Genomic DNA, 13,385 nt, shown 5'->3' with positions numbered 1-13,385 from the left:
TGACGCATAAGTAGACTAAGTCGACATTTCGCGCAGAATGGGAATTGGTGGATCAAGGTGGCGGGGTGTTGCCGCCGGTGGCGGCAGGGGGGAGTGACGGCAGCCGGCGCGGACAGAATCGACCGACGGGGGTGTGGCCCCGATCACAGTGGGAGGCAGTGGTGAAGACAGCGACCCTGGGACCGGTGCAGCGCGCTGAGGCGCTCGCCCGGATGGCGGAACGGGAACTCGACATTCTGGTGGTCGGCGGCGGCGTCGTCGGCGCCGGAACCGTCCTGGACGCGGCGACCCGCGGGCTCGCCACCGGGCTCGTCGAGGCGCGCGACTGGGCGGCGGGCACCTCCAGCCGCTCCAGCAAGCTCATCCACGGCGGGCTGCGGTATCTGGAGATGCTGGACTTCGCGCTGGTACGGGAGGCGCTGAAGGAGCGCGGGCTGCTGCTGGAGCGGCTGGCCCCGCATCTGGTGAAGCCGGTGCCGTTCCTCTACCCGCTCCAGCACCATGTCTGGGAGCGCTTCTATGCCGGTTCCGGCGTGGCGCTCTACGACGCGATGTCCCTCTCGTCCGGCCACGGCCGCGGGCTGCCCGTCCACCGGCACCTCTCCCACAAGCGGGCGCTGCGGGTCGCGCCCTGTCTGCGCAAGGACGCGCTGGTGGGCGCGTTGCAGTACTACGACGCGCAGATGGACGACGCGCGGTTCGTCGAGACGCTGGTGCGCACCGCCGCGTCGTACGGCGCGCAGGTCGCCAACGGCGCGCGGGTGGTGGACTTCCTGCGCGAGGGCGAGCGGGTGGTCGGCGCGCGGGTCGAGGACGTCGAGTCGGGCGGGACGTACGAGGTGCGGGCCCGGCAGATCGTCAACGCCACCGGGGTGTGGACGGACGACACCCAGGGGCTGATCAACGAGCGCGGGCAGTTCCACGTCCGCGCCTCGAAGGGCATCCACCTGGTCGTCCCCAAGGACCGCATCCACTCCACGACCGGGCTGATCCTGCGCACCGAGAAGAGCGTGCTCTTCGTCATCCCCTGGGGGCGGCACTGGATCATCGGGACCACCGACACCGACTGGGACCTCGACAAGGCGCATCCGGCGGCGTCCAGCGCCGACATCGACTATCTGCTGGAGCATGTGAACTCCGTCCTGGCCACGCCGCTGACCAGGGACGACGTCGAGGGCGTCTACGCGGGGCTGCGGCCGCTGCTGGCCGGGGAGTCGGACGCGACGAGCAAGCTCTCGCGCGAGCACACCGTGGCGCACCCGGTGCCGGGCCTGGTCGTGGTGGCCGGCGGTAAGTACACGACGTACCGGGTGATGGCGAAGGACGCGGTGGACGAGGCGGTGCACGGGCTCGACCGGCGGGTCGCGGAGTGCGTCACCGAGGACGTACCGCTGCTCGGCGCCGAGGGGTACCGGGCGATGTGGAACGCGCGGGCCCGGATCGCGGCCCGCGCCGGGCTGCACGTCGCCCGCGTCGAGCATCTGCTGAACCGTTACGGCTCGCTGACCGAGGAGCTTTTGGAGCTGGTGGTGGCCGATCCGTCGCTGGGCGAGCCGCTGACCGGCGCGGAGGACTATCTGCGCGCCGAGGTGGTCTACGCCTGCACCCACGAGGGCGCCCGCCACCTCGACGACGTGCTGACCCGGCGCACCCGGATCTCCATCGAGACCTTCGACCGCGGCACCGGCTGCGCCCGCGAGGCGGCGGAGCTGATGGCCCCGGCGCTGGGCTGGGACTTCGCACAGGTCGACAAGGAGGTCGCGCACTACGAGAAGCGGGTCGAGGCGGAGCGCGAATCGCAGCGCCAGCCCGACGACCTGACGGCCGATGCGGCGCGGCTGGGCGCGCCGGACATCGTTCCGCTGTAGGCGGCGGGGACGGGCGCGGTGGGGACGGGCGTGGCGAGGGCGGTGGCCCGCGGCGCGCCCGTCGCCGTGTCCGTCGCCGTGTCCGTCGCCGTGTCCGCCGCCGGGTTCGCCGTGCCCGTACCGGCGTCCGCGTCCGGCCCCGGCTGCGGGCAGAACTCCGCGCTCAGGACGGCGTCGTCGTCGGGCCGGGCGCCGGGGGTATCGGTGGTGACGTGGTAGCTGACGAGGTGACGGCCGTCCGCGGAGGCGGCGGTCCGGGCGTACGAGCCGTGGATGTCGCCGTTGTGGCCCCAGACCGTGACCCCGCAGGGCAGCCGGGTGGCGTAGACGCCGAGGCCGTAGACGCCCTTGGTGGCGCGTTCGTCGCGGAGTTCGGCCAGTTCGCGGGGTGGCAGCAGGCGGCCGCCGAGGAGGGCGGCGAAGAAGTGGTTGAGGTCGTCGAGGGTGGTGACCATCTCCCCGGCGGCCCCCGCCCAGCTGGGGTTCAGGTCGGTGACGTCGACCTGCCGGTGGCCGGTGCGGAAGTACGCGCGGCCGTGCGGGCGGGGCAGGGCGGTGCGGGTGCCGGGGAAGCTGGTCCCGGTCAGGCCGACGGGGACGAGCACCCGGCGGCGGATCTCGTCGGCGTAGCGGCGGCCGGTGACCGCCTCGACGATCAGGCCGAGGACGACGTAGTTGGTGTTGGAGTAGGCGTAGCGCGCGCCGGGGGCGGCGCCCGGCGGATGGCGCAGCGCGCGGCGCAGCAGCTCGGCGGGGGTGTGGGTGTCGTAGCGGTGGGCGGCGAAGCCCGGTCCGGTCAGGTGGAGGGCCGGGTCCGCGGTGTAGTTGAACAGGCCGCTGGTGTGGTCGAGGAGCTGGTGGACCGTCACCGGGGACAGCTGGGCCAGGACGCCGCGGGACAGGCCCGGCGGCGTCCGGTGGCCGGTCGTCAGCAGCCGGGCCGCGGAGTCGTCCAGGGAGAGCCGCCGTTCGGCCGCGAGCTGGAGGACGACGGTGGCGACCAGCGTCTTGGTGAGGCTGCCCGCCCGGAAGTGGTCCCGGCGCTCCATGGGGCGGCGGGTGCGCAGATCGGCCACCCCGGCGGCGGAGAAGCGGGAGGCGGCGAACTTCCCGTCCCGGGTGACCAGGGAGGCGGCGCCCGGCGCGCCCGCGGCGACCAGCGCGCGCAGCGCGGTCGTGGTGGTGTCGGGTGGCCGTCGCACCGGGGCCGGGCCCGGTGCGCGGTGCGGCGCCGCGCAGCCGCCGATCGCCAGGCAGGACAGGGCGAGCAGCACCGCCAGGAGGGGGCGCGCGGCGGGCGGGCGGCGGCGCGCGGGAGGAGCGGGCGGGCGCCGGGGCGCGCCCGTGGGAGCGGGGCGCGGCCGTCGCGTCGTCATCGGGACTCCCGTCCTTCGGGCCGTCATGGCGGGTGCGCGCGGCACTGTACGTCACGGCCCCGGGCCTTCCGCACCCTCGCGGATGAGAGAGAATGAAGGCTCTGCCAGGGTGGGTTGTCCGAGTTGGGCCAGTTTGGTGCCGATGGGAATCGGGGCCGCCAACTCGGCTGGATTGCAGAGGGGATTCAGTGGGCGACGAGGTCGAGATGGACGGCAAGGAGGGCAGGCTGCTCGCCGGCCGGTACCGGCTCGCCGGAGTCCTCGGCCGCGGCGGCATGGGCACCGTCTGGCGGGCGCGTGACGAGGTGCTGGGCCGCACGGTCGCGGTCAAGGAGCTGCGCTTCCCCGGCGGCGTGGAGGAGGACGAGAAGCGTCGCCTGATCACCCGTACGCTGCGGGAGGCCAAGGCGATCGCCCGGATCCGCAACAACGGCGCAGTGACGGTCTACGACGTGGTCGACGAGGACGACCGGCCGTGGATCGTCATGGAGCTGGTCGAGGGCCGCTCCCTCGCCGAACTGGTGCGCGACGACGGTCCGCTCACCACGCGCCGCGCCGCCGAGGTGGGCCTCGCCGTCCTCGACGTGCTGCGCGCCGCGCACCGCGAGGGCATCCTGCACCGCGATGTGAAGCCGTCCAACGTCCTGATGTCGGACGACGGCCGGGTCGTGCTGACCGACTTCGGCATCGCCCAGGTCGAGGGCGACCCGTCGGTGACGTCCACCGGCATGCTCGTCGGCGCCCCCTCGTACATCTCGCCGGAGCGCGCCCGCGGCCGCAAGCCGGGCCCGCCCGCCGACCTGTGGTCCCTGGGCGGTCTGCTGTACGCCTGCGTCGAGGGGGTGCCGCCGTACGACAAGGGCTCGGCCATCGCGACGCTGACGGCGGTGATGACCGAGCCGCTGGAGCCGCCGAAGCACGCCGGGGCGCTGACGGACGTCATCTTCGGGCTGCTGGTCAAGGACCCGGACGGGCGGCTCGACGACGCCGGGGCGCGAGCGCTGCTGGAGAAGGTCGTCCATGCGCCGGAGAAGGCCGAGCCGCCGCTGGACGCGACGCGCGCGATGGCGCTGCCGGTGGTGCCCGAGGAGGAGGCGGAGCCGCGTCCGGCGGCGAAGCCGAAGCCCGCGCCCAGGCCCGCCAAGTCCCGGCAGTGGAAGCCGAAGGCGGGACCGAAGCAGGCGCCGAAGGCGGGTGCCGGTGCGGCCGGGGCCGGGGCCGCGTCTCAGGCGCCGGGTTCGGCCGCGGCTCAGGCTGCGGCTCAGGCGCCGGAGAAGCCGCGGAGCGGTGCGGCGGCCGGGGGCGGCGCGTCCGCGAAGGCGGCGGGCTCCGCCCGGCCCGGCTTCGACAGCGAGGCGGCCAAGGAGCGGATGCGCGACGCCCTGAAGACGGTGCGGGCGGCCGCGGCGTCGGCCGCCTCCTCGGCGGCGTCGGCGGCGTCCGCGGCCCGCTCCGGCTCGGGTTCGGGCTCCGGCTCCGGTTCGGGCGGCGGGCGACCGCCGCGGGCCTCGGTCACCGATGTGGTGCCGCGCCGCACCCTCGTCATCATCGCGGTCGTCGTGGCCCTCGCCGTCGTGGCCGCGATCCTCGGGTTCGTGCTGTCCGGCGGAGACCCGGGCAACAGCGCCGCGGCGGGCAAGGACATCGAGGCGACCGTGGCGCAGACGCACGCCTCGCGCGGCGGGGGCACCCCGTCCGATGAGGCACCGTCGACGCCCGGCGCCGGCGACGACGGCAAGAAGGACGACGGCAAGAAGGACGACGGCAAGGACAAGGGCGGCAAGAAGGACGAGCCGCCCGCCGGGTACGCGAACGTCGCCAACGGTGACTTCCACTTCCGGGTGGCGATGCCCAAGGGCTGGCACCGTACCGGCACTGCGGGGCAGAACTCCGGCGCCATCTTCAGCAAGGACGACGGCTTCCCCCGCATCCAGATCGACTTCAACGCCTCGCCCGGCAAGGACGCGGCGGCCTCCTGGCGGCAGCAGGAACCGGCGGTGCGCGGCTCGACGCCCGACTACCACCTGATCGGTATCAAGTCCGTGGACTGGCGGGACTACCCGACGGTCGCTGACTGGTCGTTCACCCGCACCTCGCACGGGCAGCACGTGCGGGTGCTCAACCGCGGCTTCCGCGTGGACGGCAGCCACGGCTACGCGATCATGATCACGTGCAAGGCGGACGCCTGGTCGGGCGAGGAGTGCCGGAAGCTGCGGGACACGGCGTTCGCGACGTTCGCCGTCAAGGACTGACGGCCCGCGACTCGCGCCCGACGGGCGGTGAGCGTTCGCCCGGAGCGGGCCGCAGCCCCCGCTCCGGGCACGTATCGTGAGATTCACAAGGCTGTTCGGGCCCGCGGGGTCCGGAGCGGGTGGCCCGGCGGGCGCCCGTGGGGGTATGCGGCGCCGGTGCGGTGAGGGCGCGGCACATACACGCAGGGGAGGCGTCGTGGAGCGGTACGCGGGGCGGGTGCTCGCGGAGCGTTACCGCCTGCCGCTGCGGCCCGGGGGTGACGACGGCGCCACGGTGCTGCGCGCCCTCGACACGTACAGCTCGCAGGAGGTGCTGCTGCGTCAGGTGCCGCTGCCCGAGGTGGTGGAGGCGGAGTTCGCCGACGCGGCACCGGGCGGGTGGCCCGGGCCGGGGCGGGCCGGGGCGGCGCGGGAGGCGGCGCGCGATCCGCGGGATCCGCTGGTGCGCCGCGCGTTCCTGGCGGCGACCCGGGCCGCGGAGCTGCCGGACCATCCGCTGCTCGACCAGGTCTTCGATGTCTTCGTGGCGGATGGTTCCCTGTGGATCGCCGGTGAGCTGATCGCCGCCCGCCCGCTCGCCGCGCTGCTCGCCGACGGGCCGCTGGCGCCGCAGCGGGCCGCCGAGATCGGCGCGGATGTCCTCACCGCGCTGCGCGCCCTGCACGCACGGGGCTGGGTGCACCGCAACATCACCGCCCATACGGTCCTGATCTGCGATGACGGCCGTGCCCTGCTGAGCGGTCTGGCGGCGGGCGCGGCCCAGGAGGCGCTGTGCGGGACGGAATCGATGCCGGTCGCGGTGCGGGTTCCGGCTCCGGCGCGGGAGCCGGGGGCGGCGGAGAGGCCCGAGGAAGCCGAGGCGCCGGACGCCGTCGCGGAGCCCGTCGGCGCGCCACCTACGGGTGCGGCCGTGGGCGGCCCGGCCCCTACGGGTTCCTCACCCAGAGTCCCTGCCCCTACGGGTTCCGCCCCGGCGGTGCCGGCGGTCCCGGCCCCTACGGGTTCGGCCCCTACGGACCCTGACCGTACGGGTTCCGCCCCTACGGACCCGGCCCCTACGGGTTCCGGTCCCGGCAGCGCCGGGCTCGTCGCCGGGCGGGTGCGGGAGATGCGGCTGGCGCTCGTCGGGCCGGTCACCGAGCGGTGGGCGCCGGAGCAGGCGGCTCCGGCCGGTGCCGGTTCCGGGAGTGCGGTCGGGGCGGGCACCGACCTGTGGGCGCTCGGCGCGCTGCTCTTCCGCTGTGTGCAGGGCCATCCGCCGTACCCGGAGGAGAGCGCGGCGGAGCTGGCCCGGCTGGTGTGCGCGCACCGTCCGGCGGCGGCCGGGGCCTGCGGCCCGCTGCGGCCCGCCGTCGAGGCGCTGCTCGGCCCCGACCCGGCCGCCCGGCCCGCGGTGGGCCCCCTCCTCGTCGTACTGCGCGAGGTGACCCGCGGGGCGACCGAACCCGAGCTGGACAGCGGGCTCGTCACCCTCCCCGCGCGTGGCGCGGGCGCCGATCCGCGGCGGCTGCCGGTGGTCCGGCGCCGCGGTGAACTGGTCCGCAAGGAGCGATCGGGCCGGGGCGGCGCCCGCTCCGGCGCGGCGTCGTCCGTGCGGCCCGCCCCGGCGCCGAAGCCGTCCGGGCGGAAGTCCCGCGCTGCGGCGGCCGACCGGCACGAACCGCCCGGTCTCGCCGCGCCCGCCCCGCGCCGGGCGCCGCAACCGCCGCGTGCCCGCGGGCCGCGCCATCTGGGCCGGTTGCTGCTGGTGCTGATCCTGCTGCTGGTGGTGGGCGCCGTGGCGTTCGCGGTGCTGTTCCTGCCGAAGGCCGATGAGGAGGCCCGCGGCCGTACGGGCGCGGGCGCCTCGGGCGCGCCGTCACCGTCGGGCGCCGCCACCGACGACGGCCGGGGCGCGCCCTCCGCGGGCAGCCCCCAGACCACCACCCCGGCCGGGCTCGCCACGGGCTTCGCGGTCCGCAAGGATCCTGCGGGTTTCCAGATCGCGGTACGCGAGGACTGGCAGCGCCGGGGCCGGGACGGGCATGACCGGATCCGCTACGTCGGCGGCGACTACGAGTTGATCGTGGTGCCGGGCCGGGACACCGTCGCCGCGTTCGGCGCCGATCCGATGGCCTACCAGCAGGACAAGGAGCCGGAGTTGGCGGCGTACCGCGCCGCCTCCTGGGCGTCGGCGTCCGGGCTGCGGCGGATGGACGTCGGGCAGACGGCGATGGCCGAGGGCGGCTTCAGCTGGAAGGACGCCAGCGGCCGCGAGGTGTACGTACGTAACCTCGCGATGATCCACCAGGGCCGCTACCACCTCGTCCAGGTCATGGGCCCGAAGTCCGGCAGCCGCACCGTCGACCGCTTCTACAGCCAGGCCACGGGCTCGTACCGGCCCAACTGACCTTCCGGGCAACCCTCTTCCGGCGCGGCCCTTGATCTCCGGGGGCCGGGCCGCCGGGCGCGCACGCCGTGGCCCAAGCCTTGTCGCCCCTATCCACCCACGGCTAGCCTTCACATCTGACGAAGCATCAGATAGAGAGAAGCAGATACGGCGACGGCATTGGATCCGGCTGGTTCGGGTGAGGGGATTCCGGTGGAACTACCGCGCATCATCAGCGTCGACGACCATGTGATCGAGCCCGCGCACCTCTTCGAGACCTGGCTGCCGCGCCGCTACCGCGAGCGCGGCCCCCGGCCGCACACCGCCGGGATCGGTGAGCTGGCGTACGTCGGCGGCACGTACGTCATCACCATGGACCCCGACGGTCCGCCGACCGACTGGTGGCTCTACGAGGACCTGAAGTTCCCGTACAAGCGGAACATCGCCGCCGTCGGATTCGACCGCGACGAGATGACGCTGGAGGGCATCACCCGCGCGGAGATGCGGCGTGGCTGCTGGGATCCGAAGGCGCGGCTGGCGGACATGGACCTCAACCACGTCGAGGCGTCGCTCTGCTTCCCGACCTTTCCGCGCTTCTGCGGCCAGACCTTCGCCGAGGCGCGGGACAAGGAGGTCGCGCTCGCCTGCGTGCGCGCGTACAACGACTGGATGGTGGAGGAGTGGTGCGGCGACAGCGGCGGGCGGCTGATCCCGCTCTGTCTGATCCCGCTGTGGGACATCGGCCTCGCCGTCGCCGAGATCCGCCGGAACGCGGCGCGCGGCGTGCGGGCCGTGACGTTCTCCGAGATCCCCACCCACCTGGGGCTGCCGTCGATCCACACCGGCTACTGGGACCCGTTCTTCGCGGTGTGCGAGGAGACCGGGACGGTCGTCAACATGCACATCGGGTCCAGCTCGCAGATGCCCGCCGCCTCCCCGGACGCGCCGCCCGCCGTGCAGGCGTCGCTCTCCTTCAACAACGCCATGGCGTCGATGATGGACTTCCTGTTCTCCGGCGTCCTGGTCCGCTTTCCGCGGCTCAAGCTGGCCTACAGCGAGGGCCAGATGGGGTGGATCCCGTACGCCCTGGAGCGCGCCGACGACGTCTGGGAGGAGCACCGCGCCTGGGGCGGCGTGCGCGATCTGATCCCCGAGCCGCCGTCCACGTACTACTACCGGCAGATCTTCTGCTGCTTCTTCCGCGACAAGCACGGCGTCGCGTCGCTGGATGTCGTCGGGCGGGACAACGCGACGTTCGAGACCGACTACCCGCACGTCGATTCGACCTTCCCGCACACCAAGGAGGTCGCCCTCGACCATGTGAAGGGCCTCGACGACGCGACGGTGTACAAGCTGATGCGCGGCAACGCCCTCCGCATGCTCGGCCTGGACCTGGACAGGTAGGCCCGGGCCGTGGACCTCACGTACACGGACGAGGAGGAGGAGTTCCGGGCCGGGCTGCGCCGCTGGCTCGCCACGGCGCTCCCGGCGCTCCCGCCGCCCCCGGACCCGCACGACTGGCCGGGCCGTCGCGCGTACGACACCGCCTGGCAGCGGATGCTGTACGACGCCGGGTACGCGGGGCTGCACTGGCCCGCCGACGCGGGCGGGCGGGGCGCCACCCCGACCCAGCATCTGATCTTCCTGGAGGAGACCGAGCTGGCCGGTGCGCCGTACGTCGGGGCGAACTTCGTCGGCCTGCTGCACGCCGGGCCGACGCTCGCCGCCGAGGGAACCCCGGAGCAGCGCGCCCGCTGGCTGCCGCCGATCCTGCGCGGCGACGAGATCTGGTGCCAGGGCTTCAGCGAACCGGACGCCGGATCGGACCTCGCGGCCCTGCGGACCCGGGCGGTCCGCGACGGCGACGACTACGTGGTGACCGGCAGCAAGATCTGGACCTCGCACGCCGAGGTCGCCGACTGGTGCGAACTCCTGGTCCGCACCGACCCGGACGCGCCCCGCCACCGCGGCATCACCTGGCTCGCCATGCCGATGGACGCGCCCGGCGTGACCGTACGGCCGCTGCGCACCCTCGCCGGGTCCACCGAGTTCGCCGAGGTGTTCCTCGACGGCGTCCGCATCCCGGCGGCGCACCGGGTCGGGGCGGAGAACGACGGCTGGCGGGTCACGATGGTGACGCTCTCCTTCGAACGCGGCACCGCCTTCGTCGGCGAGGTCGTCGCCTGCCGCCGGGTGCTGGGCGCGGTGGCCCGCACCGCGCGGGACAACGGCCGCTGGGACGATGCGGTGCTGCGCCGCCGACTGGGGCGGCTCGCCGCCGAGTTCACCGCGCTGTGGCGGCTCACCCAGTGGAACGTCGGCGCGGCCCAGCGCGGCGGCGGGGTGCCCGGCACCGGCGCCTCCGTCTTCAAGCTCCGCTACTCCCACACCCGCCAGGAGCTGTACGACGCGGCGGCCGAGGTGCTGGGTGCCGGGGCGCTCGACGCGGACCACGCATGGGTCGCCGCCCGCCTCTCGTCCCTCTCGTACACCATCGCGGCCGGGACCTCGCAGATTCAGCGGAACATCGTCGCCGAGCGGATCCTCGGCCTGCCGAAGGGGCGGTGAGGACGGCCGTGGACTTCCAACTCACCGAAGAACAAGGGGAGTTGTGCGAAGGGATGCGGGCCCTGCTGGCCGGGCGGTTCGGCCCGGAGCGGCTGCGTGCGGCGGTTGCGGCACCGGCCCTGGACCGCGCGCTGTGGCGGGAACTGGGCGCCGCCGGGCTCTTCGCGCTGCGGCTGCCGGAGGCGGACGGCGGCGTCGGTCTCGGGCTGCCCGAGGCGGTACTCCTCTTCGAGGAGACCGGCCGGGCGCTGCTGCCCGGCCCGCTGATCGCCTGCCATCTGCTGGCCGGACGCCTCGACGGCGTCGCCACCGGGGAGCGGATCGTGGGCCTGACGGAGGTGCCGGGCGGGCCGGGGGTGTGGGAACACCCGGACGAGTGCGCGGAGTTGGTGGTGCTGCCGGGTGGCGATGGCGGGCCCGTACGGGTGCTCCGTCCGGACGCCGCCGCGGACGTCCCGCGCCCCTCCTCCGTCGATCCGCTGACGCCGCTGGCGCCCGTGCCCGCGGGAGCCGGGGAGGCGCTGCCGGGGCCCGCGCCGGAGGTGCGCCGGATGCGCCGGGAGGCGGCGCTGCTCACCGCCGCGCAGCAGCTCGGCAGCGCGGTACGCACGGTGGAGAAGGCCGTGGCGTACGCCCGCGTCCGCGAGCAGTTCGGGGCGCCCATCGGCGCGTTCCAGGCGGTGAAGCATCTGTGCGCCGGGATGCTGGTACGGGCCGAGACGGCGCGCGCCGCGGTGTATGCGGCGGCGGTCACCGAGAGCGAGGACGAGGCGTACGCGGCGAAGCTGCTCGCCGACGACGCGGCGGTGCGTAACGCCCGCGACTGTCTGCAAGTGCACGGCGGCATGGGGTTCACCTGGGAGGCGGAGATCCATCTCCATCTCAAGCGCGCGTGGTGGCGCGCGGAGTGCTGGGGGAGCGCGCGCGAGACGGAGGAACGCCTGGCGGCCGGTCTGCTGACCGGATGATGTCCGGAGCAGGCGCAAGGCATGTCAGCTTCTTGCAGCCGATGCGCGAAATGTCGGTTCCGGTACGCAGATTCGGTCACGGAGCGTCGATATCGGGTTGTGTCCTGAGCGTGACTCGTCACACGGGGGAGTCGGCGGCCTGCTCGGGTACGCTCGCTCGGGTGCGAGTGGTTCTGTGGCGCAACGATCACGGTGCCGTCGGTGAGACGGCTCCGGGAGGCGGAGTGCGCCGCCCTCGCACTGGTCGCGGAGGTCGGTTTCCGCGTGTTCGACTCCCCGAAAAAGTGCGTCGCACAGTATGCGACACGCATACTCCCTTGCGCTGGAATATGCCCGAAGCGCTTGTTGGGGTGACGGAACGTCAACCATGCTGGGCGTCGATGGGGTCACGCACCGTGATCTCGTGGAGGCGCAAGGCGAAGTTTCCGCCGGTTCGGATGGTGTGAGCGGTGCAGGTGCTTCAGGTGCAGTTGGAGGTACGGCCCGACCCTGCTGAGGTGGGGCGGGCCCGGCGGTGGGCCAGGTCGCGGCTGGCCGGGTCGGGCATAGGCGTCGACGAACCGCTGTCCGAGACGCTGATCCTGTTGATCTCGGAGCTGGTCACCAACGCCGTGGTCCACACGGGCACCGGTGCCGTGCTGCGGATGTGTTTCTCCGGTTCCGGCGCCGTGGTGGGGACGGTGCGGGTGGAGGTCGCCGATGCCAGCGCCCGGCCGCCGCGCCCCCGGCACGCCGACGGCGACGACACCCACGGCCGGGGCCTGGAGCTGGTCGACGGGCTCGCCGACCGCTGGGGCTGGCAGCCCGAGGGCGCCGGGAAGCGCATCTGGTGCGAGGTGGACCGCGGTCAGCCGCTGCCGTTCGCCCCGGAGCGGGAGGGCGGGGCGTACGAGCCCGGGCCCCCCGCGGCGTCCGGCGCGTACGAGGCGCGCCGCGCCGCGCAGCACGCCGTCTGACACCGGGCCGCCCACGGGCCGTGGCCCGGACGGGCGGCGGTCCGCGTCGTGCGGGGCCGGGAGCCGCGCCGCGTACCGGCACGCCCAGGGGCCGGTCAGAGCAGCGCCACGGGGGCCACGGGGGCGCCCGCGCCGCCCGTGAAGGGTTCGGCGACGGCGGACAGCAGGAAGGCGTGGCGGCCGAGGTCCGCGCAGGTCGCGGAGAGCTCCTCCAGATTCCAGTTCTGGCCCTGGAGCATGCCCATCTCGACGAGGTGCAGCGCGTGCACCGGCATCCACAGCCCCTCGATCTCCGGCGGGAAGATCTCGAACGTCAGGGTGTCGTTGGCGACCGCCGCGACGTCCCGGTCGTGGAACCATCGCGGGGTGCGCACCGACAGTCCGGGCGACGGGAACGCGTACGCCGCCCGCTCGCCCGCCAGATAGCGCCGCATCTGCCCGGTGCGGACCAGCGCCACATCGCCCGCCCGCACCCGGGTACCCGCCAACTCCTCGGCCGCGTCGAGGTCTTCGGGCGTGACGGCGTGGCCGTCGGGCAGCCGGTCGGTGCCGTGCGCGCGGGCCACGTCCAGCAGGACGCCGCGGGAGACGACGGGCGGGAGCTTCTCGATGCCGAGGACGGTGGCCCCGGCGTGGGCGGTGACGGCGTCGGCGGGGCGCCCGTTGTAGAGCCGCCCGGAGTGCGAGACATGGGTCAGGCCGTCCCAGTGGGTGCCCGCCTGGAGCCCCATGGTGACCGCGTCGTCCGAGGTGGCGACGGTGCCGGGACCGAACAGCTCCTGGTTGACGGCGGTCATGGTGTGCAGCGGGTTGATCCGGCCGGGGACGGCGCCGGTCTGGACGCCGTCGTGGCGCAGCGGCAGCGCGAGCGGGACGCGGTGGCCGCTGCGGACGCAGTCGGCGGCGGCCCGGACCGTCTCCTCGGTGATCAGGTTGAGGGTGCCGATCTCGTCGTCCGGTCCCCAGCGGCCCCAGTTGTTCACCTGGCGGGCGAGGTCGTGGAATTCCTGCGGCAGCGGCACGGGCCCT

The 13,385-nt window shown here is 74.3% G+C and carries 9 protein-coding genes; 7 read left to right on the top strand and 2 right to left on the bottom strand.

Features of this window, described 5'->3' with window-relative positions; genetic code table 11:
- Positions 1 to 161 precede the first annotated feature (161 nt).
- Complete coding sequence (locus OG422_RS12660; protein ID WP_405742804.1) at positions 162 to 1,868, top strand: glycerol-3-phosphate dehydrogenase/oxidase; 1,707 nt, start codon at positions 162 to 164, stop codon at positions 1,866 to 1,868.
- On the opposite strand, the gene OG422_RS12655 is transcribed toward OG422_RS12660, so the two are convergent.
- Positions 1,766 to 3,244 (bottom strand): serine hydrolase domain-containing protein, encoded by a 1,479-nt coding sequence (locus tag OG422_RS12655; protein WP_405742802.1) that lies wholly within the window; start codon positions 3,242 to 3,244, stop codon positions 1,766 to 1,768. The genes OG422_RS12660 and OG422_RS12655 overlap by 103 nt on opposite strands.
- Before the next feature lie 188 nt (positions 3,245 to 3,432).
- Here OG422_RS12655 and OG422_RS12650 point away from each other — a divergent pair, with 188 nt between their 5' ends.
- The 6 genes from OG422_RS12650 to OG422_RS12625 all read left to right on the top strand — a co-directional run bounded on the left by OG422_RS12650 (position 3,433) and on the right by OG422_RS12625 (position 12,356).
- Positions 3,433 to 5,496: a protein kinase domain-containing protein gene (locus OG422_RS12650; RefSeq protein WP_405742800.1), complete on the top strand. Its 2,064-nt coding sequence runs from the start codon at positions 3,433 to 3,435 to the stop codon at positions 5,494 to 5,496.
- Between the two features lie 196 nt (positions 5,497 to 5,692).
- Positions 5,693 to 7,885, top strand: a complete 2,193-nt coding sequence (locus tag OG422_RS12645; protein WP_405742798.1) for a hypothetical protein — start codon at positions 5,693 to 5,695, stop codon at positions 7,883 to 7,885.
- Positions 7,886 to 8,071: 186 nt separating this feature from the next.
- On the top strand, positions 8,072 to 9,268 hold the full coding sequence (locus tag OG422_RS12640; protein ID WP_143942316.1) for an amidohydrolase family protein: 1,197 nt from the start codon (positions 8,072 to 8,074) through the stop codon (positions 9,266 to 9,268).
- Between the two features lie 9 nt (positions 9,269 to 9,277).
- Positions 9,278 to 10,432, top strand: a complete 1,155-nt coding sequence (locus OG422_RS12635; protein WP_405742796.1) for an acyl-CoA dehydrogenase family protein — start codon at positions 9,278 to 9,280, stop codon at positions 10,430 to 10,432.
- A gap of 8 nt (positions 10,433 to 10,440) precedes the next feature.
- Positions 10,441 to 11,400: an acyl-CoA dehydrogenase family protein gene (locus OG422_RS12630; protein ID WP_405742794.1), complete on the top strand. Its 960-nt coding sequence runs from the start codon at positions 10,441 to 10,443 to the stop codon at positions 11,398 to 11,400.
- Between the two features lie 449 nt (positions 11,401 to 11,849).
- Positions 11,850 to 12,356, top strand: coding sequence for an ATP-binding protein (locus tag OG422_RS12625; RefSeq protein ID WP_405742792.1), 507 nt, complete (start codon positions 11,850 to 11,852; stop codon positions 12,354 to 12,356).
- 95 nt (positions 12,357 to 12,451) lie between these two features.
- Here OG422_RS12625 and OG422_RS12620 read toward each other — a convergent pair whose 3' ends face one another.
- Positions 12,452 to 13,378, bottom strand: a complete 927-nt coding sequence (locus OG422_RS12620; RefSeq protein ID WP_405742790.1) for a cyclase family protein — start codon at positions 13,376 to 13,378, stop codon at positions 12,452 to 12,454.
- Between the last annotated feature and the right edge of the window lie 7 nt (positions 13,379 to 13,385).

The organism is Streptomyces sp. NBC_01525 (assembly GCF_045040405.1).
Lineage (GTDB): Bacteria > Actinomycetota > Actinomycetes > Streptomycetales > Streptomycetaceae > Streptomyces > Streptomyces benahoarensis.
Note: the sequence above shows the minus strand (reverse complement) of the source record. Positions and strands in the feature narration are given on the sequence as shown.